This window comes from Rubrivivax gelatinosus (assembly GCF_004340905.1).
Classification (GTDB): domain Bacteria; phylum Pseudomonadota; class Gammaproteobacteria; order Burkholderiales; family Burkholderiaceae_C; genus Rubrivivax; species Rubrivivax gelatinosus.
Genome location: NZ_SLXD01000012.1, coordinates 19,821 through 41,829 on the forward strand (window position 1 = coordinate 19,821; position 22,009 = coordinate 41,829).

A 22,009-nucleotide genomic window follows, 5' to 3' on the forward strand; every position below is an offset into this window, starting at 1 on the left:
CAAAGAGCACCGCGCCGTCATGAGCGGCACGGCAATCCGTCGTCCGGCGTTCTGACGCCCGGCTGAAGCCGGGCACTCGCCCCGGTACGACGAATGGGGTGGCGGCCACGGGGCGGCGCGTCTGGCGGCGCTGCTCCCGGACCGCGGATGTGAAACGTCGCACGGGCCCCGCGAAGGCACCGTGCGACGGCAGCGGGCCGTGGCCCGCCGGGTTCGAGGAGCGGCTTCTTCCGCTCAATCCCATGAGAGAGCGCCACCGCTCTGGTAGTCGATGACGCGGGTCTCGAAGAAGTTGCGCTCCTTCTTCAGGTCGATCATCTCGCTCATCCAGGGGAACGGGTTCTCCTCGTTCGGGAAGAGCGCCTCCAGCCCGATCTGCGTCGCGCGCCGGTTGGCGATGTAGCGCAGGTAGCCCTTGAACATCGACGCGTTCATGCCGAGCACGCCGCGCGGCATCGTGTCCTCGGCGTAGCGGTATTCGAGTTCGACCGCCCGCTCGAACAGCGCGCGGATCTCGGCCTTGAACGACGGCGTCCAGAGCTGCGGGTTCTCGAGCTTGATCTGGTTGATCAGGTCGATGCCGAAGTTGCAGTGCATCGACTCGTCGCGCAGGATGTACTGGTACTGCTCGGCGGCGCCGGTCATCTTGTTCTGCCGCCCCAGCGCCAGGATCTGCGTGAAGCCGACGTAGAAGAACAGGCCTTCCATCAGGCAGGCGAAGACGATCAGGCTCTTGAGCAAGGTCTGGTCGGCTTCGGGCGTGCCGGTGCTGAAGGCCGGATCCATGATCGCGTCGATGAACGGGATCAGGAACTCGTCCTTGTCGCGGATCGCCGCGACCTCGTGATAGGCGTTGAAGATCTCGCCTTCGTCCAGCCCCAGCGACTCGACGATGTACTGGTAGGCGTGGGTGTGGATCGCCTCCTCGAAGGCCTGGCGCAGCAGGAACTGGCGGCACTCGGGCGCGGTGATGTGCCGGTAGGTGCCGAGCACGATGTTGTTGGCGGCCAGCGAGTCGGCGGTGACGAAGAAACCCAGGTTGCGCTTGACGATGCGGCGCTCGTCGTCGGTCAGGCCGTTCGGGTCCTTCCAGAGCGCGATGTCGCGGCTCATGTTCACTTCCTGCGGCATCCAGTGGTTGGCGCAGGTGGCGAGGTACTTCTCCCAGGCCCACTTGTACTTGAACGGAACCAGCTGGTTCACGTCGGTCTGGCCGTTGATGATGCGTTTGTCGGCGACGTTGACGCGACGCGTGTTCGCCGCAGTGGCAGGGCGCGAAGCCTGCTCGGCATTCGTTGCCGTGGCGATTCGTGCGGCGGTGTCCGACTGGGGCGTCATCGCCACGGGGGCGATCGCCGGGGTGCTGCGTACTTCGTCTTCCCAGACCAGCATGTGTGGACGTCCTGTTCTTGAATTATCGAGGGCTTGCTCGGTATCACCAAGCACTAGTTGACATGGGCGCGCATTCGATCGACGCATTAGGTGTCGAGGAATGCGCACTTCGCGCGTTAGATGCTCCGAAGCCCTACTGGCAGGCCTCGCAATCGGGGTTGTCGATCGAGCAGAAGCGCACGTCGCTCGCGGGCTCGGCGGCCGCGGCGGCCTCCAGCCCGCCGTGGCGCGGCACGGCATTCATCGCGCCCGGCGCGACGGTGCTCTTCTCGGCGTGCGTCGCGCTCATCGTGCGCAGGTAGTAGGTGGTCTTCAGGCCGCGTGTCCACGCCAGCTTGTAGATCTCGTCGAGCTTCTTGCCCGAGGCGCCGGCCATGTAGATGTTCAGCGACTGCGCCTGGTCGATCCACTTCTGGCGCCGCGCGGCGGCCTCGACCAGCCAGCGCGCGTCGACCTCGAAGGCGGTGGCGTAGAGCTGCTTGAGTTCGTCGGGCACGCGGTCGACGGCGCGCAGCGAGCCGTCGAAGTGCTTCAGGTCCATCACCATCACGTCGTCCCACAGCCCCAGGCGCTTGAGGTCGCGCACCAGGTACTCGTTGACGACGGTGAACTCGCCCGACAGGTTGCTCTTCACCGAGAGGTTGCCGAAGCACGGCTCGATGGAGGCATCGACGCCGATGATGTTGGAGATCGTCGCCGTCGGCGCGATGGCCACGCAGTTGGAGTTGCGCATGCCGTGCACGGCGATGCGCGCGCGCAGCGCCGCCCAGTCCAGCGTCTCGCTGCGGTCGACCTCGACGTGGCCGCCACGCGCCGCGGCCAGCAGGTCCAGCGTGTCCTGCGGCAGCACGCCGCGGTCCCAGAGCGAGCCGCGGTAGCTGGAATAGCGGCCGCGCTCCTCGGCCAGCTCGCTCGACGCCCAGTAGGCGTGGTAGCACAGCGCTTCCATCGAGCGGTCGGCGAACTCGACCGCCGCGTCGCTGGCGTAGGGCAGGCGCAGCTGGTACAGGCAGTCCTGGAAGCCCATCAGGCCCAGGCCCACCGGACGGTGGCGCAGGTTCGCGTCGCGCGCCTTCTTCACCGCGTAGTAGTTGATGTCGATGACGTTGTCGAGCATGCGCATCGCCGTCGACACCGTGCGCTTCAACTTGGCCTGGTCGATGCCGCCGCCGGCGACGTGCTGGGCGAGGTTGATCGAGCCGAGGTTGCAGACCGCGATCTCGCCGGCGCTGGTGTTCAGCGTGATCTCGGTGCACAGGTTGCTGGAGTGCACGACGCCGACGTGCTGCTGCGGGCTGCGCAGGTTGCAGGCGTCCTTGAAGGTGATCCACGGATGCCCGGTCTCGAAGAGCATCGTCAGCATCTTGCGCCACAGGTCGCGGGCCGGCAGGCGCTTGAACGGACGGATCTCGCCCTGGTCGGCCCGGCGTTCGTAGGCGACGTAGGCCTCTTCGAAGGCGGCGCCGAACTTGTCGTGCAGGTCGGGGCACGAAGAAGGCGAGAACAGCGTCCAGTCGCCGCCTTCCATCACGCGCTTCATGAACAGGTCCGGGATCCAGTTCGCGGTGTTCATGTCGTGCGTGCGCCGGCGGTCGTCGCCGGTGTTCTTGCGCAGCTCCAGGAACTCCTCGATGTCCAGGTGCCAGGTCTCGAGATACGCGCAGACCGCGCCCTTGCGCTTGCCGCCCTGGTTGACGGCCACCGCGGTGTCGTTGACGACCTTCAGGAAGGGCACGACGCCCTGGCTCTTGCCGTTGGTGCCCTTGATGTGGCTGCCCAGCGCACGCACCGGGGTCCAGTCGTTGCCCAGGCCGCCGGCGAACTTGGACAGCAGCGCGTTCTCCTTCAGCGCCTCGTAGATGCCTTCGAGATCGTCGGCCACCGTCGTCAGGTAGCAAGACGACAGCTGCGAACGCCGCGTGCCGCTGTTGAACAGCGTCGGCGTCGAGGACATGAAGTCGAAGCTGGAGAGCACGTCGTAGAACTCGATCGCACGCGCCTCGCGGTCGATCTCGTTCAGCGCCAGCCCCATCGCGACACGCATGAAGAAGGCCTGCGGCAGCTCGATGCGCCGGCCGTCGACGTGCAGGAAGTAGCGGTCGTACAGCGTCTGCAGGCCGAGGTAGTCGAACTGCAGGTCGCGCTCGGGCTTGAGCGCCGCACCCAGGCGGGCGAGGTCGAAGCGCTGCAGCTCCTCGTCGAGCAGTTCGGCCTGCACGCCTTCGCGCACGTACTGCGGGAAGTACTCGGCATAACGCGCGGCCATCGCCTCGGGGCGCACGTCGGCGCCGAGGATCTCGCGGCGGATGGTGTGCAGCAGCAGCCGCGCGGTGGCGCGCGTGTACGCCGGGTCCTTCTCGATCAGCGTGCGCGCGGCGAGGATCGCCGCCTTGTAGACCTCGTCCAGCGGCACACCGTCGTAGAGGTTGCGGCGCGTCTCGGCGAGGATGGGCTCGGCACGCACGTCCTCGCCCAGCCCGGCGCAGGCCTGCTCGACCAGCGACCGCAGGGCCGGAAGGTCCAGCGGCACGCGCTGGCCGCGGTCGAGCACATGCAGCTCGGGCGCCGCCGGTCGGGGCGCCGCGGCCTGACGCGAGCGCTCCTGCGCACGGCGCTCGCGGTAGAGCACGTAGGCGCGTGCGACCTCGTGGTGGCTGCCGCGCATCAGGCCGAGCTCGACCTGGTCCTGAACGTCCTCGATGTGGAAGGTGCCGCCGCCCGGGCGCGAGCGCACCAGCGCGCGCACCACGCCTTCGGTCAGCTGGTCCACCGTCTCGCGCACGCTGGCCGAAGCCGCGCCCTGCGCGCCGTGCACGGCCAGGAAGGCCTTCATCAGCGCGACGGCGATCTTGTTGGGCTCGAAGGCGACGACCGAGCCGTTGCGGCGGATGATCTGGTAGCCGCTGACGGACGCGGCGGCCGGTGCGACGGCGGCGCTTCGAGCGGGCACGACGGCCTCGGTCGCGGACGACTGGACTGCTTGCATGGGGTTCCCCTGTCGGTGTGGTGGGCGGAAGGCTGGGCGCGCTTTCGGCGCGGCGCGGCCGGGGAGGACCGCGGCACGGGCCGAACGCCGGGGCCGCTGGGGAAGCGGCCGACGGCGGCGGAGCACGACGCGAGCGGACACTATATCTAGCGCCATCAAAGCCTGCAACGCACTAGGAATAGCGTTCGGATGCGTGAAATCCCGCACCAGAACCGGGCCACGAGGCACCCGCGCGGCGCAACCGCTGCGCGTTCCTGAGGCAGGCCTGCAGTGAAAGCGGAGCCGGCTCAGCCGGCGGCCGGCACGACCCGCAGCGCTGGCGCCCGCGGCGCCAGCAGCCGCGCCAGGCGCGGCCAGTCGAAGCCCGCGCCGGGGTCGTGCTTGCGCCCCGGCGCGACGTGCTCGTGGCCGGCCACCTCGGCCAGCGCATAGGCGCGCGCCAGCGCCGGCAGCAGCCGCGCCAGGCGGGCGTACTGCGCGGTCTCGAAACGCTCGCCTTCGAGGCCTTCGAGCTCGATGCCGATCGACCAGTCGTTGCAGTTCTCGCGTCCGCGCCAGGCCGAACGCCCGGCATGCCAGGCGCGCTCGTCGCAGGACACGAACTGCAGCAGTTCGCCGCCGCGGCGGATGACGAAGTGCGCCGACACCTGCAGCCCGCGCAAGCGTTCGTAATAGGGATGGGCGTCGCAGTCCAGCGTGTTCGTGAACAGGCGTTCGATCGCGTCGCCGCCGTACTCGCCGGGCGGCAGGCTGATCGAGTGCAGCACCACGAGCGTGATCTCGGCGTCCGCCGGCCGCGGCCCGAAGTTGGGCGACGGGAGGGCGCGCGCGCCGGCATACCAGCCGTCGCGCCAGTGGCGTGGCGAACCGGCCAACTCAGTCGTCGCCGCTGCCGATGCCCAGCCGCGCCATGCGGTAGCGCATCTGGCGCAGCGACAGCCCCAGGCTGGCGCCGGCGGCGGTGCGGTTGTAGCGGTGACGCTCGAGCGCGCGCTCGAGGATCTCGCGCTCCACCTGGTCGAGGTGGGCGGCGAGGTCCGCAGGCAGCGGCGCCTCGCTCGTCGCGGCACGCACGGGCTCGCACAGGGGGGCGTCGAGTTCGAGGTGCGCCGAATCGGCGAAAGCGACCTCGGGCAGCCCCAGGTCACGGCACTCGACAACGCTGCCGCCGGCCAGCGTGACCGCGCGGTGCAGCAGGTTCTCCAGTTCGCGCACGTTGCCCGGGAAGGCGTAACGCGACAGGTGCGCCAGCGCCTCGGCCGACAGCACGGGCGGCGGCGACACCCCGGCATCACCGGCGATGCGCTCGAGCACCGCCGCGGCGATCGCCGGCAGGTCCTCCAGGCGCTCGCGCAGCGGCGGAACGACGATCTCGATGACGTTCAGGCGGTAAAACAGATCCTGGCGGAAACGGCCCGCATGGACTTCGACGGCAAGGTCCTTGTGCGTGGCGCTGACGATGCGCACGTTGACCGCCTGTTCTGTGGGGGCACCGAGCGGTCGCACCGCACGCTCCTGAACGGCACGCAGCAGCTTGCTCTGCATGGCCAGCGGCAGGTCGCCGATCTCGTCGAGGAAGAGCGTGCCGCCCTGCGCGGCCTGGAAGAAGCCTTCGCGGTCCTCGACGGCGCCGGTGAAAGCGCCGCGCCGGTAGCCGAAGAACTCGGCCTCGAGCAGCGACTCGGGGATCGCCCCGCAGTTGACAGCGACGAATGGCATCGCGTGGCGCGGCGAGAGTTCGTGGATCGCACGCGCGACCAGCTCCTTGCCGGTGCCCGACTCGCCGTGCACCAGCACCGGCGCCATGCTGCGCGCCACCTTGCCGACCAGGCTGCGCACCTGCTGAAGCGCCGCCGAGTCGCCGGCCATGCGCTCGAGCGCACGGCGCGCCGGCAGCGTGTGGCGCGCCTCGGCCGGCCGCGCCGCACGGGGGGCGCCATCGGGCGCCGGCGTGCGCCCCAGCGCCGACGCCACCACGGCGCGGAACTGGCGCAGGTCCACCGGCTTCGTCAGATAGTCGTAGGCGCCCGATTTCAGCGCCTCGACGGCGTTCTCGGCCGATCCGTAGGCGGTGATGACGATGCCCTTCTCGCCGCGCCCGGCGTCCTCCAGCCGGCGCAGCAGGTCCAGCCCGGTGCCGTCGGGCAGGCGCATGTCGGTGATCAGCAGCTGGAAGCGGCGCGACTGCAGGGCCGCCCAGGCCTCCTCGACGGTCTCCGCGCTTTCGACGTCGTAGCCCTCGCGCAGCAGCGTCAGCTCGTAGAGCGTGCGCAGGTCGGGCTCGTCGTCGACGACGAGCAGACGGGGCGTCGTGGCAGCGCTCACGGGTTCAGTGGCAGGGGAGAGTCGGCCGCCGGCAGCGGGCAGCGCTTCATCGTGACGACGAACTCGTTGCGGGCGCCGATGTCGGCGTCGCGCCGGCGGTAGCCGATGCCCGCGCCGTAGCGCTCGCAGAGTTCGCGGCAAATATACAGGCCGAGGCCGGCGCCGCGGCTGCGCGTCGAGAAGAACGGCTCGAAGATGTAGGGCTCGACCTCGGGCGCGATCGCCGGCCCGTCGCTGGCGACGACGATCTGGGCCTGCGTGTCCGACAGCGCGAACAGCTGCAGCCGGATCGCCGCCGGCGCCTCGCTCGCATGGCGGCGCGCGTTGTCCAGCAGGTTCACGAGCACGCGGCGCAGATGCTCGGGGTCGAAGCTCACGCCGATCGGCGCATCGGGCAGTTCGACCCGCAGCCGGCTGTTGCGCCCCAGCGGCAGTTCCACGGTGGCCGCCCAGTCCGCTGCCGCGCAGCCGACCTCGGCCGTCGCGTCCAGCGGCACCGGCGGCGCGTGCGGACCGCCGGGCGCGAGTTCCATGACGTCGTCGACGATGCGCTTGAGGCGGTCCACGTTGTCGGCAACGATGCGCGCCAGGCGTCGCTGCGCCGGGCCGAGCTCGTCTTCCAGCAGCAGCGCGTTGGCCTGGGAGATCGCGGCCAGCGGGTTGCGGATCTCGTGCGCGATGCCGGCCGACACACGCCCCATCGCCGCCAGCTTCTCCTGCTGCAGCCGGGCCTGGGCGATGCGCACGTCCTCCAGCAGCAGGACACAAAGCGGCTCGTCGCGGTGCTCGTCGCCCGGCGCGCGGCCGCGCACGAACCGCACCCTCAGCCGCAGCGTGCGCGGCGCGCTGCCCTCGAAGGCCAGCGTCAGCTCGCGGCCGGCCTCGGGCCAGTCGCGTTCGGCGAGCGCACGGGCGACGGCACGCGCCAGCGGCACCCAGCCCGGCCGCGACTCCAGGCCGAAAGGCGCCGGCGGGCTCAGCCCGGCGTCGACCAGCAGCGCCCGCGCCGCGGGGTTGGCCGCACGAACACGCAAGCGGCCGTCAACGACCAGCACGCCGTCGACCATCTCCTCGATGACCAGACGGTTGAGCTGGGCCTGCTGGCGCGCGAGCTCCAGGCTGCCGCGTGCCGCCTTCTCCTCGCGCGCCAGCCGCACCGACAGCTCGCCCGACAGCAGCGCGATGACGAACAGGCCCAGCCCGGCCAGGCCGGACTGCAGCAGCGGGCCGGCCAGCTCGAGCTCGTCCCAGCCGCCGCGTGACACGCCGGCCAGCAGCAGCAGCGCGACGCCCGCGGCGGTGCCCAGCGCCACCAGCCGCGGGCCCATGACACCGGCCATCAGCACCGGCAGCACCAGCAGCGCCGAATAGTTGATCGGCCCGCCGCTGCCACCCAGATGCAGCGAGCCGAAGGCGACGAGGTCGACACCGACGGTCGCCAGCCACTGGCGCCGGCGCAGCATCGGCGAGGCCACCGGCGTCGTCAGCGGCTGGAACCGCGGCAGCAGCCACAGCGCGATCGCCTGCACCGCATAGGCGATGCAGATCAGCGTCAGCGGCAGCGAGACGCGCGCGCCGAGCAGGTTGCCGGCGCCCTGCGCGGCCACCAGCGCCAGCCCGAAAGCCGCACGCACCGCGGCGTAGGTGCGGTGGATGCGCGCCAGCGCGCTGTCCTCGCTGCCGACGACGCGCTGCGACCACAGCGCCCGCAGGCGCTGGTCGAGCTCGACGTTGCCGCTGGCGCTCCAACCCGGGTCGAAGCTGGACTCGTGGCCGAACCACGAGGACTCGGCATGCGGCGGCGTGGCACGCCGGTCGCCGTGCCGCCGCTCGCCCGATCGACGATCCTGCGGCGACGCGTCCATCGCCGCCGCCCTAGCGCGGCCCGGCGAGCCGGTGCGCCTCGCCGCAGTAGCGGCGCCCGGCGGCATCGGCCACGGCCTCGTCGGCCGGCAGGTGCACGCCGCAGTGGGCGCAGGCCACCATCTCGGCGGGCTCGGCGCGGGCGGCTGCGCGGCTGCGCTCCGCAGGTCTGGCCGCACGGCGGCCGCGGCCGAACATCAGCCAGAGCACGATGCCGACGACGGCGATGACGAGCAGGTACTTCACGCCGGAGGCCGCCCCAGCAGCACCTCGAAGACGAAGCGCGAACCGGCGTAGGCGAGCAGCAGCAGCACCGCCCCGACGTAGACCCAGCGCGTGGCCTGGCGGCCGCGCCAGCCCTGGCGGTGACGGCCCACGAGCAGCGCCGCGAACACCGCCCAGCCGAGCAGCGAAAACACCACCTTGTGGTCCCAGCGCCAGCCGACCGAGGTCAGCGCCCCCAGCGCGATCGTCGCCGTGAGCACGGAGAAGCCGGCTTCGACGAAGCGGAAGGTCAGGCGCTCGAGCAGCAGCAGCGGCATGCCGGCGCGCGGCTGGTGGATGCCGGCACGCTCGCGCAGGCGGCGCTCGCTGGCGTCGAGCATCATCGCGTGCACGACCGCGGCACCGAACAGGCTGTACGAGCCGACGCCGAGCGCGAAGTGCAGCGGCGCCAGCGGCGAGTGGTACTGGTGCGGCTCGCCCGGGAACAGCGCCGCCAGCACGACGACCACGGCGCCGCAGACCGCCAGCCAGCGCCGCACCGCGGGCAGCGGCATGAAGCGGTTCTCGACGGTGTGCACCGCCATCACCAGCCAGACCGTCAGCGACAGCACGGGGCCGAAACCGACCCGTGCGCCGGGCACTTCCTGGCCGATGCCGCCGATGTCGAGCACCAGCGCGGCGAGGTGGGCGAGCCAGCCGACGTGCAGCGCGGCAATCCAGATGCGGCCCGACTTGGCCAGGGGCAGCGCAGCGACGGCATAGCCGGCGATCGCCAGCAGCGCGACGAACAGCGGCAGGCCACCGCTCACCACGGGAGAGGCACTCGATAGAATCATGCAGACAGTGTACTTTTTGCAGGCCCTTCCCGGCCTGGAGCGGCGATGGCCTCGACCCTATCCGACCGGCTTTCGAGGCTGGTCAAGACGATGCGCGGCCAGGCCCGCATCACCGAAGGCAACGTGCAGGACATGTTGCGCGAAGTGCGCATGGCCCTGCTCGAGGCCGACGTCGCGCTGCCGGTGGTGCGCGACTTCATCGCCCGCGTCAAGGACAAGGCGCTCGGCCAGGAGGTCGCCGGCTCGCTGAACCCGGGCCAGGCGCTGGTCGGCATCGTCCACAAGGAACTCGCCGCGACGATGGGCGACGGCGTCGCCGACCTGGACCTCGCGGTGCAGCCGCCGGCGGTCATCCTGATGGCCGGCCTGCAGGGCGCCGGCAAGACGACGACCACCGCCAAGCTGGCCAAGCACCTGATCGAGCGGCGCAGGAAGAAGGTGCTGACGGTCTCCGCCGACGTCTACCGCCCGGCCGCCATCGAGCAGCTGAAGACGGTGACGAAGCAGGCCGGCGCCGAGTGGTTCCCGAGCGCGCCGGAGCAGAAGCCGCGCGACATCGCGCTGGCCGCGCTGGACCACGCCCGGCGGCACTACTTCGACGTGCTGCTCGTCGACACGGCCGGCCGGCTGGCGATCGACGAGGCGCTGATGGCCGAGATCCGCGAGCTGCACGCCACGCTCAAGCCGGTCGAGACGCTGTTCGTCGTCGACGCGATGCAGGGCCAGGACGCGATCAACACCGCGCGCGCCTTCAAGGAGGCGCTGCCGCTGACCGGCATCGTGCTGACCAAGCTCGACGGCGACTCGCGCGGCGGCGCGGCGCTGTCGGTGCGCCAGGTCGCCGGCGCGCCGATCAAGTTCGCCGGCGTGTCCGAGAAGATCGACGGCCTGGAGGTCTTCGACGCCGAACGCCACGCCGGGCGCGTGCTCGGCATGGGCGACATCGTCGCCCTGGTCGAGGAGGTGCAGAAGGGCGTCGACCTGAAGGAGGCGCAGAAGCTCGCCGACAAGGTCAAGTCCGGCGGCTTCGACCTCAACGACTTCCTCTCGCAGATCAGCCAGATGAAGAAGATGGGTGGCCTGGCCGGGCTGATGGACAAGCTGCCCAGCCAGATCACCGCCAAGGCCAAGGGCGCCGACATGGACAAGGCGGAACGCGACGTCCGCCGCATGGAAGGCATCATCAACTCGATGACGGCGCTGGAGCGGCGCAAGCCCGAGCTGATCAAGGCCAGCCGCAAGCGCCGCATCGCCGCCGGCGCCGGCGTTCACGTCCAGGAAGTCAACCGCCTGCTCAACCAGTTCGAGCAGATGCAGGGCGTGATGAAGAAGATGAAGGGCGGTGGCCTGATGAAGATGATGAAGCGCATGGGCGGCATGAAGGGCATGCTGCCGCCGGGGATGGGCGGCTGACAGGCTCAGCTTCATGCGGGCTCTTGCGCGCCCGCCGGCCCACTGCATTCCAGGAGGCGTGCAGACGACATCGCCAGCCACGGACGTCGGGTGGCCGGCTGGCGGAAGTAAAGGAGGAGGCCCGGCAACGCCGGGCCGGGGGACATGGAGCCAGCCGGCCGCCCGGCGGCCATGGCCTGCCGCAGCCTCAGCGCGCAGGGGTTTTCATCCCACCCGGGCCGGGCCGCTAGCCCGGCCGTTCGCCAAGCGTGAACGGTCCACCGGACCGTTCACGTCCGGGCTCACCCCAGCAGCGCGTTCGCGAACTCGCGGGCGTCGAAGGTCTGCAGGTCTTCCAGCCGCTCGCCGACGCCGATGAAGTAGACCGGCACGACGCGGCCCTGCTCGGCGCACCAGCGCGCGATCGCGGCCAGCACGCCGCCCTTGGCGGTGCCGTCGAGCTTGGTGACGATCAGGCCGGTGAGGCCCAGCGCGGCGTCGAAGGCCTTCACCTGCGCCAGCGCGTTCTGGCCGGTGTTGCCGTCGATGACCAGCAGCACCTCGTGCGGCGCGCCGTCCTGCGCCTTGGCGATCGTGCGCTTGATCTTCTTCAGCTCGTCCATCAGGTGCAGCTGCGTCGGCAGGCGCCCGGCGGTGTCGGCGATGACGACGTCGCAGCCGCGCGCGCGGCCGGCGGTGACGGCGTCGAAGCTCACCGCCGCCGGATCCCCGCCCTGCTGGCTGACGATCTCGACGCGGTTGCGGTCGGCCCAGACCGCGAGCTGTTCGCGCGCCGCGGCGCGGAAAGTGTCGGCCGCGGCCAGCAGCACGCGCCGGTCGGACTCGGCCAGATGGCGCGTCAGCTTGCCGATCGTCGTCGTCTTGCCGGCGCCATTGACGCCGGCGACCATCACCACCGTCGGCATCGCCTGGCCGATCGCGAGCGGCTTCTGCAGCGGCGCCAGCAGCTCGGCCACGGCGTCGGCGAGCAGCGCCTTGACCACCGCGGGCTCGGTGGCCTTGGCCTCCTTCACGCGACGTTTCAGGTCCTGCAGCAGGTACTCCGTCGCGCCGACACCGGCATCGGCCACCAGCAGCGCCGACTCCAGGTCTTCGTACAGCGCGTCGTCGATCTTCGTGCCGGTGAAGACCTGCGTCAGGCTGCTGCCGGTCTTGCGCAGGCCGAGCTTGAGCCGGTCGAGCCAGCGCGAACGCGGCTCGGCAGCGGCCGGCACCTCGGCCACTGGAGCGGCGTCGAGCGGCAACGGTGCCGGTTCGGGCAGGGCCTCGGGCTCCGGCGCAGCGGCGAGCGCGGCACGCTCCAGCTCGTCGTCCGACAGCACCGGGGCCTGGTCGGAGGCCTCGGCCGGCGTGGGCTCCACGGGGGCGGCCGGGGCCGGTGTGACCTTCTTCTTGAAAAAGCTGAACATCGGAGGTGACGAGTTGGCGAGAGCCTTGTTATACTGCTGGGCTCAGGCGCTTTAGCTCAGTTGGTTAGAGCGACGGAATCATAATCCGCAGGTCCGGGGTTCAAGTCCCTGAAGCGCCACCAGATACCGGCCCGAGGTTCACCGCCTCGGGCCGTTTTACGTTTCACGGCCACTGGATCCACACCATGCTCCGCTGTGTCACGCTGGCGGCCCTGGCCGCCGCCCTCGCGCTGCCGGCCGCCGCGCAGAACATCGTGCAGCGCAAGCTGGCCCCGAACTCGCTGCGTGGCGAACTCGTCGTCACCCAGGCCCCCGCGGTGCTGCTCAACGGGCAGCCGGCGCTCCTGGCCCCGGGCGCGCGCATCCGCGGCGAGAACAACCTCATCGTGCTGTCGGCCAGCCTCAGCGGGCAGAAACTCGTCGTGAACTACACGCGCGAGCTGCACGGCGAACTGCTCGACGTCTGGATCCTCAACGCCGCCGAACGCGCCAAGCTCTGGCCCACCAACGCCGAGCAGGCCGCCGCCTGGCGCTACGAGCCCGTGTCCCAGACCTGGACCAAGTGACATGAAAAAGGTCTACATCCGCACCTTCGGCTGCCAGATGAACGAGTACGACTCGGCCAAGATGGCCGACGTGCTCAACGCCGCCGGCGGCTACGAGCCGACCGACGACCCCGAGCAGGCCGACCTCGTGCTGTTCAACACCTGCTCGGTGCGCGAGAAGGCGCAGGAGAAGGTCTTCAGCGACCTCGGCCGCGTCAAGCACCTGAAGAAGAAGGGCGTGCTGATCGGCGTCGGCGGCTGCGTGGCCAGCCAGGAAGGCGCCGCGATCATCGAACGCGCGCCCTACGTCGACATGGTCTTCGGCCCGCAGACGCTGCACCGGCTGCCGCAGATGATCGCCGCGCGCAGCGCCGAGCGCCGGCCGCAGGTCGACATCAGCTTCCCCGAGATCGAGAAGTTCGACCATCTGCCGCCGCCGCGCGTCGAGGGCGCCAGCGCCTTCGTCTCGATCATGGAAGGCTGCTCCAAGTACTGCACCTACTGCGTCGTGCCCTACACGCGCGGCGAGGAAGTGAGCCGCCCGTTCGAGGACGTGCTGACCGAAGTCGCCGACCTCGCCGACCGCGGCGTCAAGGAAGTGACGCTGCTGGGCCAGAACGTCAACGCCTACCGCGGCGCGATGGGCGAATCCGGCGAGATCGCCGACCTGGCGCTGCTGCTGGAGTACGTGGCCGAGGTGCCGGGCATCGAGCGCATCCGCTTCACGACCAGCCACCCGAACGAGTTCACGCAGCGCCTGATCGAGGCCTACGGCCGCATCCCGAAGCTCGTCTCGCACCTGCACCTGCCGGTGCAGCACGGCAGCGACCGCATCCTCTCGGCGATGAAGCGCGGCTACACCGCGCTCGAATACAAGAGCACGATCCGCAAGCTGCGCGAGCAGCGCCCGGGCATCAGCCTGTCCTCGGACTTCATCGTCGGCTTCCCCGGCGAGACCGAGGACGACTTCGCGAAGACGATGAAGCTGATCGACGACGTCGGCTACGACGCCAGCTTCAGCTTCGTCTACAGCCAGCGCCCGGGCACGCCGGCCGCGGCGCTGGACGACGACACGCCGCAGGAGCTCAAGCTCGCGCGGCTGCAGACGCTGCAGGCGGCGATCGAGGCCAACGTGCGCCGCATCAGCGCCTCGCGCGTCGGCACGCGCCAGACCATCCTCGTCGAAGGCCCGTCGAAGAAGAACCCGCAGGAGCTGATGGGCCGCACCGAATGCAACCGCATCGTCAACTTCGACGGCGGGCCGAACCCGTCACGACTGATCGGCCGGATGCTGGACGTGACGATCACCGAGGCGCTGCCGCACTCGCTGCGCGGCACGCCGGTGCTGGCGGACTGAAAGAATGGATCAGCGGCGGCCGGGCCCGAACCCGCGCCACCACAAGGCGATGGCGCAGGCCAGCACCATCGCGGCGTAGGTCAGGATACGGCCGTCGTGGCGCGTGAGCACCAGGCCGGCAACGAGCACCAGAAGGTTGGCGATCGCGGCGTCGCGCGCCAGCCGGGTCCAGGCGACCGTTCTCAGTTCGCGACGCCACAGCAGTTTTGCCGCGCCGGCCGCCAAAGCGGCGACGGCCAGCGCAGGGAGCACGAAATTGAGCAAATGCCAGAAAGCATCCAGGGGTTCCATCGACATCGATTCTGCCCCGGACGCCGGCTTTGACCCTGCTCAAGCCTGACCCCTCGCTTCCTGTCGGCCGCCTCCTACAATCCTGCCCCGTGAGCGTCTTCACCCTCGGCCTCAACCACAACACCGCCCCGCTGGACCTGCGTGGGCGGCTCGCATTCGCGCCGGAACAGATGCCGACGGCGTTGCGTGCACTGCGTGAGCGCCTGCACCTGGCGACGCCCGAGGCGGCGCTGGTGTCGACGTGCAACCGCACCGAGCTGTACGTCGCAGCCGATCCGAAGACCGTGCACGAGCTGGTGCGGCCGACGATGGACTGGCTGGCCGAACAGGGCGGCGTCAGCGGCGGCCACCTGCAGTCGCACACCTATGTGCGCGAGGACCGCGACGCCGCACGCCACGCCTTCCGCGTCGCCTCCGGCCTGGATTCGATGGTGCTCGGCGAGCCCCAGATCCTCGGCCAGATGAAGCAGGCCGTGCGCCAGGCCGACGAAGCCGGCACGCTGGGCACGACGCTGCACCAGCTGTTCCAGCGTTCGTTCTCGGTCGCCAAGGAAGTGCGCACCGCCACCGAGATCGGCTCGCACTCGATCAGCATGGCCGCCGCGGCCGTGCGCCTGGCGGCGCAGATCTTCGAAGACTTGGCCGACATCCACGTGCTGTTCGTCGGCGCCGGCGAGATGATCGAGCTGGTGGCGACGCACTTCTCGGCGCGCACGCCGCGCAGCATGGCGATCGCCAACCGCACGCTCGAACGCGGCGAGCACCTCGCCAGCCGCTTCGGCGCCCAGGCGCTGCGCCTGGCCGACCTGCCGCAGCGCCTGCACGAGTTCGACGCCGTCATCTCCTGCACCGCCAGCTCGCTGCCGATCATCGGCCTGGGCGCGGTCGAGAGCGCACTGAAGCAGCGCCGCCATCGCCCGATGTTCATGGTCGACCTGGCCGTGCCGCGCGACATCGAGCCCGAGGTCGCCAAGCTGCGCGACGTCTACATGTACACGGTCGACGACCTGTCGGCGGTCGTGCAGTCCGCCGGCGAGAAGCGCCAGGCCGCCGTCGAGCAGGCCGAGGCCATCATCGACGCCGGCGTGCAGAGCTTCGCGCACTGGCTGGACCAGCGCGCCGCGGTGCCGCTGATCCAGGCGCTGAACCGCCAGGCCGAGGACTGGAGCGCGATCGAGATGCAGCGTGCGCGCCGCCTGCTGGCGCGCGGCGAACCGATCGACAGCGTGCTCGAAGCCCTGTCGCGCGGGCTGACGCACAAGATGCTGCACGGCACGCTGGCCGAACTGCACGCCGCCGACGGCAGCGAGCGCGCGCACCTCGCCGAGACCGTCTCGCGCCTGTTCCTGCGCCAGAGCTCGCGCGCCACCAGCGCCGAGCGCTAGATCCCCATCCCCCTCGCCCGGGCCCGCTGTCGGCGGGCCCGGGCGTTTTCACGTTGGAACGACGATGAACGATTCGCTTCGGCAACGGTTCGAGCGCCTGGGGATGCGACTCGCCGAACTCGACGCCCTGCTGGCCGACCCGCAGGTGGCCGCCGACGTGAAGCGGCTGCGCACGCTGTCGCGCGAGCAGTCCGAGGTCGCCGACGTCGTCGGCCGCTGGCGGAGTTACCTGCAGCGCGAGCAGGACCTGGCCGCGGCGCGCGAGATGGTCGTCGCCGAGAGCGACGCCGAGATGGCGGCGATGGCCCAGCAGGAGGTCGTCGACGCCGAAGCCGACCTGGCGCGGCTGGAGCACGAGCTGCAGCTGGCGCTGATCCCGCGCGACCCCGACGACGCGCGCAACGCCTTCGTCGAGATCCGCGCCGGCACCGGCGGCGACGAGTCGGCGCTGTTCGCCGGCGACCTGGCGCGCATGTACCTGCGCTACTTCGAGCGCCAGGGCTGGCGCGTCGAGGTCATGAGCGCCAGCGAGTCCGAACTCGGCGGCTACAAGGAACTGGTGCTGAAGGTCGACGGCACCGAGGTCTTCGGCACGCTGCGTTTCGAGTCCGGCGGCCACCGCGTGCAGCGCGTGCCGGCCACCGAGGCCCAGGGCCGCATCCACACCAGCGCCTGCACGGTGGCGGTGATGCCCGAGGCCGACGAGGCCGAGGACGTGCAGCTCAACCCGGCCGAGCTGCGCATCGACACCTTCCGCGCCAGCGGCGCCGGCGGCCAGCACGTCAACAAGACCGACAGCGCAATCCGCATCACCCATCTGCCCACCGGCATCGTCGCCGAGTGCCAGGACGACCGCTCGCAGCACCGCAACAAGGCCAAGGCGATGGCCGTGCTGGCCGCTCGCCTGCGCGAAAAGGACCGCGCCGAGCGCGCCGCCAAGGAGGCCGCGACGCGCAAGAGCCTAGTCGGCAGCGGCGACCGCAGCGACCGCATCCGCACCTACAACTTCCCGCAAGGGCGGCTGACCGACCACCGCATCAACCTGACGCTGTACAAGCTCGGCCAGATCATGGACGGCGAGCTCGACGACGTCGTCGCGGCGCTGAAGGCCGCCCGCGCGGCCGAGCAGCTCGCCCAGCTCGAGACCGGGGACCGCTGATGCGCATCGCCGACGCGCTGGCCGCCGGACGCGAGCTCGGTGTCGACCGGCTGGATACGCAGCTGCTGCTGGCGCACCGCCTCGGGCGTTCGCGCGCCTGGCTGCTGGCGCACGACGAAGACCTGCTGAGCCCGGCCAGCGCCGCCGCCTTCGCCGCCGACCTCGCGCGCCGTGCCGCCGGCGTGCCTTTCGCCTACCTCGTCGGCGAACGGGAGTTCCACGGGCTGACGCTGCGCGTCACGCCCGACGTGCTCGTGCCACGGCCCGACACCGAGGTGCTGGTCGACTGGGCGCTCGCGCTGCTGCCCCCCGGCGCGCCGGCGCGTGTGGCCGACCTGGGCACCGGCAGCGGCGCCATCGCGCTCGCCGTCAAGCACGCCCGGCCGCAGGTGGCGGTGACCGCCACCGACCGCAGCGCCGAGGCGCTGGCGGTGGCCGCCGACAACGCGCACCGCCTCGGCCTGGACATCGATCTCGTGCACGGCCCGTGGTGGCAGCCGCTGGCAGGCCGGCAGTTCGACCTGGTGCTGTCGAACCCGCCCTACATCGCCGGCGCCGACCCGCACCTGGCCGCGCTGACGCATGAACCGCGCGGCGCGCTGACACCGGAGGGCGACGGCCTGGACGCGCTGCGCGAGATCGTCGCCGGCGCGGCAGCGCATCTGCAGCCCGGCGCCTGGCTGCTGCTGGAGCACGGTTACGACCAGGCCGAGCCGGTGCAGGTCTTGCTCGCGGACGCCGGTTTCCGCGAGATCGCAACCCATCGCGACCTCGGCGGCCAGCCGCGCTGCACCGGCGGCCGACGCTGAAACCAGCGTCGGCGCGCGAGCGCCGCGGATGTCACGATTCGTCGCGTGGATTCCTGCAGCGGCGCACGCATCGGAGCATGATGAAGTCCTCTGCACGAGGAGTCCTGCCATGCGCACGCGTTCTGCTCCCGTGACCTTCGCGGGCCTCGCTCTGGCGGGCGCAGCGGTCGCCGCCGAAGGCCTCACGCCGCCGGACACCGATCGGGTGTGGCCACACTGGCAGGCGCGCGCCCAGCTCGGTGCGACGACGCTGGCACCGGTGACGCTGACCGGCGGCACCCGCGAAGCCGGCTCCTTGCTCGGCGACTACTACTTCGACGCGCCCGGCCTGCGCATCCGATCCTGGACCGGCGGCCTGCGCGCGACCGGCGGCGTGGCCTTCAGCGGCCGTGGTCTGCCGCTGGGGTCGCCGACAGTGGTGCGCCTGGGCAGCGTGCCGACGGGCCCCAGTCTGGGCGACGAGTCGGCGACTCAACCCTATCTCGGCCTGGGCTACAGCGCCGGCACGCGCGACGGCGCCTGGACCTTCAGCGCGGACGTCGGTCTGGTCGGCGACTCTTCGGTCGAGTGGCGCAGCGGCCGGGTCCGGCTGGGCGAGCAGTGGCTCGACGGCGCGCTGCGCGAGATGCAGCTGGCACCGGTACTGCAGCTCGGCGTGCGCTACTCGTTCTGAGGCGTGCGGGCTTGCCGCCGCCTCTCCGGACGCTCGCGCCCGATCGCTTATCCTTGCCGCCTTACCGAGACAGACGGCGGCAGGACAGCCATGAGCGACGTTCAACAACGCATCGATGAACTGGTCAAGGGCAACCGCGTGGTGCTCTTCATGAAGGGCACGGCGCAGTTCCCGATGTGCGGTTTCTCGGGCCGTGCGGTGCAGGTGCTGAAGGCCTGCGGCGTGGAAGAGTTCCAGACCTTCAACGTCCTTGAGGACGAGGAAGTGCGCCAGGGCATCAAGGACTATGCCCAGTGGCCGACGATTCCGCAGCTCTACGTCGACGGCGAGTTCGTCGGCGGCTCGGACATCATGATGGAGATGTACCAGTCGGGCGAGCTGCAGCAGCTGCTGGCCAAGGCCTGATGCCGCGCCAGCGGCTCGTCGTCGGCATCACCGGCGCCAGCGGCGCCGTCTACGGCGTGCGGCTGCTGGAGCGGGCGCGCGCGCTCGGCGTCGAGACCCACCTCGTCGCGACGCCGGCCGGCGTGCTCAACGCCCACCACGAGCTGGGCCTGTCGCGCGGCGACCTGGAGGCGCTGGCCGACCATTCGTACGCGCCCGGCGACGTCGGCGCCTGCGTCGCCAGCGGCAGCTTCGGCACCGCGGCGATGGTCGTCGCGCCGTGTTCGATGAAGACGCTGGCCGCCGTGGCCCACGGCCTGGCCGACAACCTGCTGACACGCGCCGCCGACGTCGCGCTGAAGGAGCGCCGCCGCCTCGTGCTGATGGTGCGCGAGACGCCGCTGAACCTGGCCCACCTGCGCAACATGACGGCCGCCACTGAGATGGGCGCGATCGTCTTCCCGCCGCTGCCGGCCTTCTACCACCGGCCGCAGACGGTGGCCGAGATCGTCGACGACGGCGTCGAACGCGTGCTCTCGCTGCTGCAGCTCGAAGGCGCGGCGCCGCGCGAGTGGCGCGGCCTCTAGCCGCTGCGCCTCAGGCCTTCAGGTCCCAGCTCCGGCGCGCGCCGAACACCATGCCCGGGTACTCCGGCCGCCCGCGGCTGCCGTTGTAGCGGCCCAGCGCCATGAACAGGTCGCCACGCTCGACGTCGAGGTAGTGGCGCAGGATCACGCAGCCGAAACGCAGGTTGGTCTGCATGTGGAACAGCCGGCTGGCGTCGCCGTCGCCGATCAGGCGCGCCCAGAACGGCATCACCTGCATGTAGCCGCGTGCGCCGGCACGGCTGATCGCGTACTTGCGGAAACCGCTCTCGACCTGGACCAGGCCGAGCACCAGCGAGGTCTCCAGCCCGGCGCGGCGGCTCTCGTACCAGACGGTCTCGAGGAACTCGACGCGGGTGCGGTGTTCGCTCTTGCGGCGCTTCAGCTTCTCGCTGGCCGCGCCCAGCCAGCGCAGATAGGCCAGCCGGTCCTCGATGCGCCCGAAGCTCGGCTTGGGCGGCGCGCCGTCGGCCACGGCCGCGGCCAGCGCGCCGCGCACGGCGTCGGCCAGCGGCTCTTCCTTCTGCGCCCCGGCCCGCGCCGCGCCGCAGGCCGCCGCCAGCGGCAGCGCCAGCAGCGCGCGGCGGCCGATCATGCCTTCAGGCGGCCCTTCACGAAGGCGACGGCCTCGGCCAGCGGCACCGTGTGGGCCGCCGTCTCGCGCCGGCCCTGGACCTCGACCGTGCCGGCCTTCAGGCCGCGGTCGGAGACGACGACGCGGTGCGGCACGCCGATCAGCTCCCAGTCGGCGAACATCGCGCCCGGGCGCTCGCCACGGTCGTCGAGCACGACGTCGATGCCCAGTGCCACGAGTTCGTCGTGCAGCTGGTCGGCAGCGGCCTTCACCTCGGCGCTGCGGTCGTAGCCGATGGGGCAGACGGCGACCGTGAACGGCGCGATCGCATCCGGCCAGATGATCCCGCGCTCGTCGTGGTTCTGCTCGATCGCCGCGCCCAGGATGCGCGTCACGCCGATGCCGTAGCAGCCCATCTCGAAGGGCTGCGGCTTGCCGTTTTCGTCGAGGTAGGTCGCGCCCATCGGCTCGCTGTACTTCTTCGTGCCGAGGTAGAAGACGTGGCCGACCTCGATGCCGCGCTGGATCGCGAGCACGCCCTGGCCGTCGGGCGAGGGGTCGCCGGCGACGACGTTGCGGATGTCGGCGACGACGTCCGGCTCAGGCAGGTCGCGGCCCCAGTTGACGCCGGTGATGTGGAAGTCGGGCTCGTTGGCGCCGCAGACGAAGTCGCTCATCGCCGCGACGGTGCGGTCGGCCACCACCTTGACCGGCTTCTTCAGGCCGATCGGGCCGAGGTAGCCCGGCTTGCAGCCGAAGTGGTCTTCGATCTCGGCGACGGTCGCGAAGCGGAAGCCGCTCTTCAGGCCCGGCAGCTTGCCGGCCTTCACTTCGTTGAGCGCATGGTCGCCACGCACCAGCAGCAGCCAGACCGTCGTCTTGACGATGTCGCCGGCCTCGTCCTTCTCGTCGGTGGCCAGCACCAGCGACTTGACGGTGCTCGCGAGCGGGAGGCCGAGCAGCGCCGCGACGTCTTCGCAGGTGCTCTTGCCCGGCGTCGGCGTCTTGGCCATGGCCTGCGCCGGCGCGGCACGTTCGGCGATCAGCGACAGCGCTTCGGCGAGCTCGATGTTGGCGGCGTAGTCGCTCGTCGGGCAGTAGACGATCGCATCCTCGCCGGTGTCGGCGATGACCTGGAACTCGTGCGAGGCGTCGCCACCGATGGCGCCGGTGTCGGCCGCCACCGCGCGGTAGGTCAGGCCGAAGCGGTCGAAGATCGCGCAGTAGGCGCGGTACATCGTGTCGTAGCTCTTCAGCGCCGAGGCCTTGTCGCGATCGAAGGAATAGGCGTCCTTCATCGTGAACTCGCGGCCACGCATGACGCCGAAGCGCGGGCGGCGCTCGTCGCGGAACTTGGTCTGCACGTGATAGAAGGTGCGCGGCAGCTGCTTGTAGCTGCGCAGCTCCTGGCGCGCGATGTCGGTGATGACCTCTTCGCTCGTCGGCTGGATGACGAAGTCGCGGTCGTGGCGGTCCTTCACGCGCAGCAGCTCGGCGCCGTAGGCCTGGAAGCGGCCGGTCTCCATCCAGAGTTCGGCCGGCTGCACCACCGGCATCAGCAGCTCGACGGCGCCGGCACGGTTCATCTCCTCGCGGATGATGGCCTCGACCTTGCGGATGACCCGCAGGCCCATCGGCATGTAGTTGTAGATGCCGGCGCCGAGGCGCTTGATCATCCCGGCACGCATCATCAGCTTGTGGCTGACGATTTCCGCGTCGGCGGGAGCTTCCTTGAGGGTGGAGATGAAGGTCTGGGAGGCTTTCATGGGCGCGGTGCG

The 22,009-nt window shown here is 70.8% G+C and carries 20 protein-coding genes and 1 tRNA gene; 10 read left to right on the forward strand and 11 right to left on the reverse strand.

The genetic code is table 11. From position 1 onward, the window contains the following. Positions 1-234 precede the first annotated feature (234 nt). The 7 genes from EV684_RS17790 to EV684_RS17820 form a co-directional block, all read right to left on the reverse strand. Complete coding sequence (locus EV684_RS17790) at positions 235-1,392, reverse strand: ribonucleotide-diphosphate reductase subunit beta (protein ID WP_132648637.1); 1,158 nt, start codon at positions 1,390-1,392, stop codon at positions 235-237. 133 nt (positions 1,393-1,525) lie between these two features. Next, positions 1,526-4,378 carry a ribonucleoside-diphosphate reductase subunit alpha gene (locus tag EV684_RS17795; protein ID WP_132648638.1) on the reverse strand — a complete coding sequence of 951 codons (2,853 nt, stop codon included), beginning with the start codon at positions 4,376-4,378 and terminating at the stop codon, positions 1,526-1,528. A gap of 287 nt (positions 4,379-4,665) precedes the next feature. After that, positions 4,666-5,253, reverse strand: coding sequence for a 1,6-anhydro-N-acetylmuramyl-L-alanine amidase AmpD (ampD, locus tag EV684_RS17800; RefSeq protein ID WP_132648639.1), 588 nt, complete (start codon positions 5,251-5,253; stop codon positions 4,666-4,668). A gap of 1 nt (position 5,254) precedes the next feature. Then, positions 5,255-6,703 (reverse strand): sigma-54-dependent transcriptional regulator, encoded by a 1,449-nt coding sequence (locus EV684_RS17805; protein ID WP_132648640.1) that lies wholly within the window; start codon positions 6,701-6,703, stop codon positions 5,255-5,257. Further along, positions 6,700-8,568, reverse strand: a complete 1,869-nt coding sequence (locus EV684_RS17810) for a sensor histidine kinase (protein WP_132648641.1) — start codon at positions 8,566-8,568, stop codon at positions 6,700-6,702. Before EV684_RS17810 ends, EV684_RS17805 begins: the two co-directional genes overlap by 4 nt. A gap of 10 nt (positions 8,569-8,578) precedes the next feature. Further along, entirely contained in the window at positions 8,579-8,812 is a 234-nt protein-coding gene (locus tag EV684_RS17815) for a PP0621 family protein (protein WP_132648642.1), read from the reverse strand. Beyond that, positions 8,809-9,627 (reverse strand): cytochrome C assembly family protein, encoded by an 819-nt coding sequence (locus EV684_RS17820; protein ID WP_132648643.1) that lies wholly within the window; start codon positions 9,625-9,627, stop codon positions 8,809-8,811. The genes EV684_RS17815 and EV684_RS17820 overlap by 4 nt, the downstream gene beginning before the upstream one ends. Positions 9,628-9,672: 45 nt before the next feature. Here EV684_RS17820 and ffh point away from each other — a divergent pair, with 45 nt between their 5' ends. Then, entirely contained in the window at positions 9,673-11,040 is a 1,368-nt protein-coding gene (gene ffh, locus EV684_RS17825) for a signal recognition particle protein (RefSeq protein ID WP_132648644.1), read from the forward strand. Between the two features lie 281 nt (positions 11,041-11,321). Here the strand turns inward: ffh and ftsY are convergent, their stop codons facing one another. Next, positions 11,322-12,449: a signal recognition particle-docking protein FtsY gene (ftsY, locus tag EV684_RS17830; protein WP_132648645.1), complete on the reverse strand. Its 1,128-nt coding sequence runs from the start codon at positions 12,447-12,449 to the stop codon at positions 11,322-11,324. Positions 12,450-12,494: 45 nt separating this feature from the next. Between ftsY and EV684_RS17835 the strand changes: the two genes are divergently transcribed. The 3 genes from EV684_RS17835 to miaB all read left to right on the forward strand — a co-directional run bounded on the left by EV684_RS17835 (position 12,495) and on the right by miaB (position 14,351). Continuing rightward, a tRNA-Met gene (locus tag EV684_RS17835) sits at positions 12,495-12,571 on the forward strand. A gap of 63 nt (positions 12,572-12,634) precedes the next feature. Next, on the forward strand, positions 12,635-13,015 hold the full coding sequence (locus EV684_RS17840; RefSeq protein WP_132648646.1) for a hypothetical protein: 381 nt from the start codon (positions 12,635-12,637) through the stop codon (positions 13,013-13,015). Position 13,016: 1 nt separating this feature from the next. Next, a complete protein-coding gene (gene miaB, locus EV684_RS17845; protein ID WP_132648647.1) occupies positions 13,017-14,351 on the forward strand; it encodes a tRNA (N6-isopentenyl adenosine(37)-C2)-methylthiotransferase MiaB in 1,335 nt (444 codons plus the stop codon). A gap of 9 nt (positions 14,352-14,360) precedes the next feature. On the opposite strand, the gene EV684_RS17850 is transcribed toward miaB, so the two are convergent. Continuing rightward, positions 14,361-14,642, reverse strand: coding sequence for a hypothetical protein (locus EV684_RS17850; protein ID WP_132648648.1), 282 nt, complete (start codon positions 14,640-14,642; stop codon positions 14,361-14,363). 89 nt (positions 14,643-14,731) lie between these two features. On the opposite strand from EV684_RS17850, the gene hemA reads away from it, so the two are divergent. From hemA to EV684_RS17880, 6 genes are all read left to right on the forward strand, one after another. Beyond that, positions 14,732-16,027 (forward strand): glutamyl-tRNA reductase, encoded by a 1,296-nt coding sequence (gene hemA / locus EV684_RS17855; protein WP_132648649.1) that lies wholly within the window; start codon positions 14,732-14,734, stop codon positions 16,025-16,027. A gap of 64 nt (positions 16,028-16,091) precedes the next feature. Then, a complete protein-coding gene (prfA, locus tag EV684_RS17860; protein ID WP_132648650.1) occupies positions 16,092-17,186 on the forward strand; it encodes a peptide chain release factor 1 in 1,095 nt (364 codons plus the stop codon). Next, complete coding sequence (gene prmC, locus EV684_RS17865; RefSeq protein WP_132648651.1) at positions 17,186-17,995, forward strand: peptide chain release factor N(5)-glutamine methyltransferase; 810 nt, start codon at positions 17,186-17,188, stop codon at positions 17,993-17,995. The genes prfA and prmC overlap by 1 nt, the downstream gene beginning before the upstream one ends. A 109-nt stretch (positions 17,996-18,104) precedes the next feature. Continuing rightward, on the forward strand, positions 18,105-18,668 hold the full coding sequence (locus EV684_RS17870; RefSeq protein ID WP_132648652.1) for a hypothetical protein: 564 nt from the start codon (positions 18,105-18,107) through the stop codon (positions 18,666-18,668). A gap of 90 nt (positions 18,669-18,758) precedes the next feature. Next, a complete protein-coding gene (grxD, locus tag EV684_RS17875) occupies positions 18,759-19,073 on the forward strand; it encodes a Grx4 family monothiol glutaredoxin (RefSeq protein ID WP_132648653.1) in 315 nt (104 codons plus the stop codon). Further along, the gene (locus tag EV684_RS17880) at positions 19,073-19,639 is read left to right on the forward strand and encodes a UbiX family flavin prenyltransferase (RefSeq protein WP_132648654.1); all 567 of its coding nucleotides are present in this window, start codon (positions 19,073-19,075) and stop codon (positions 19,637-19,639) included. The genes grxD and EV684_RS17880 overlap by 1 nt, the downstream gene beginning before the upstream one ends. A gap of 10 nt (positions 19,640-19,649) precedes the next feature. Here the strand turns inward: EV684_RS17880 and EV684_RS17885 are convergent, their stop codons facing one another. After that, a complete protein-coding gene (locus tag EV684_RS17885; protein WP_132648655.1) occupies positions 19,650-20,252 on the reverse strand; it encodes a lytic transglycosylase domain-containing protein in 603 nt (200 codons plus the stop codon). Continuing rightward, positions 20,249-21,997: a proline--tRNA ligase gene (locus EV684_RS17890; protein WP_132648656.1), complete on the reverse strand. Its 1,749-nt coding sequence runs from the start codon at positions 21,995-21,997 to the stop codon at positions 20,249-20,251. Before EV684_RS17890 ends, EV684_RS17885 begins: the two co-directional genes overlap by 4 nt. Positions 21,998-22,009: the final 12 nt, after the last annotated feature.

What these genes read in the sequence shown, in the direction of transcription:
- EV684_RS17790 (WP_132648637.1), bottom strand. Translation starts at nt 1,392, where the DNA reads ATGCTGGTCTGGGAAGACGAAGTACGCAGCACCCCGGCGATCGCCCCC.
- EV684_RS17795 (WP_132648638.1), bottom strand. Translation starts at nt 4,378, where the DNA reads ATGCAAGCAGTCCAGTCGTCCGCGACCGAGGCCGTCGTGCCCGCTCGA.
- EV684_RS17810 (WP_132648641.1), bottom strand. Translation starts at nt 8,568, where the DNA reads ATGGACGCGTCGCCGCAGGATCGTCGATCGGGCGAGCGGCGGCACGGC.
- EV684_RS17820 (WP_132648643.1), bottom strand. Translation starts at nt 9,627, where the DNA reads ATGATTCTATCGAGTGCCTCTCCCGTGGTGAGCGGTGGCCTGCCGCTG.
- ffh (WP_132648644.1), top strand. Translation starts at nt 9,673, where the DNA reads ATGGCCTCGACCCTATCCGACCGGCTTTCGAGGCTGGTCAAGACGATG.
- ftsY (WP_132648645.1), bottom strand. Translation starts at nt 12,449, where the DNA reads ATGTTCAGCTTTTTCAAGAAGAAGGTCACACCGGCCCCGGCCGCCCCC.
- EV684_RS17840 (WP_132648646.1), top strand. Translation starts at nt 12,635, where the DNA reads ATGCTCCGCTGTGTCACGCTGGCGGCCCTGGCCGCCGCCCTCGCGCTG.
- miaB (WP_132648647.1), top strand. Translation starts at nt 13,017, where the DNA reads ATGAAAAAGGTCTACATCCGCACCTTCGGCTGCCAGATGAACGAGTAC.
- EV684_RS17850 (WP_132648648.1), bottom strand. Translation starts at nt 14,642, where the DNA reads ATGGAACCCCTGGATGCTTTCTGGCATTTGCTCAATTTCGTGCTCCCT.
- prfA (WP_132648650.1), top strand. Translation starts at nt 16,092, where the DNA reads ATGAACGATTCGCTTCGGCAACGGTTCGAGCGCCTGGGGATGCGACTC.
- prmC (WP_132648651.1), top strand. Translation starts at nt 17,186, where the DNA reads ATGCGCATCGCCGACGCGCTGGCCGCCGGACGCGAGCTCGGTGTCGAC.
- EV684_RS17870 (WP_132648652.1), top strand. Translation starts at nt 18,105, where the DNA reads ATGCGCACGCGTTCTGCTCCCGTGACCTTCGCGGGCCTCGCTCTGGCG.
- grxD (WP_132648653.1), top strand. Translation starts at nt 18,759, where the DNA reads ATGAGCGACGTTCAACAACGCATCGATGAACTGGTCAAGGGCAACCGC.
- EV684_RS17880 (WP_132648654.1), top strand. Translation starts at nt 19,073, where the DNA reads ATGCCGCGCCAGCGGCTCGTCGTCGGCATCACCGGCGCCAGCGGCGCC.
- EV684_RS17885 (WP_132648655.1), bottom strand. Translation starts at nt 20,252, where the DNA reads ATGATCGGCCGCCGCGCGCTGCTGGCGCTGCCGCTGGCGGCGGCCTGC.
- EV684_RS17890 (WP_132648656.1), bottom strand. Translation starts at nt 21,997, where the DNA reads ATGAAAGCCTCCCAGACCTTCATCTCCACCCTCAAGGAAGCTCCCGCC.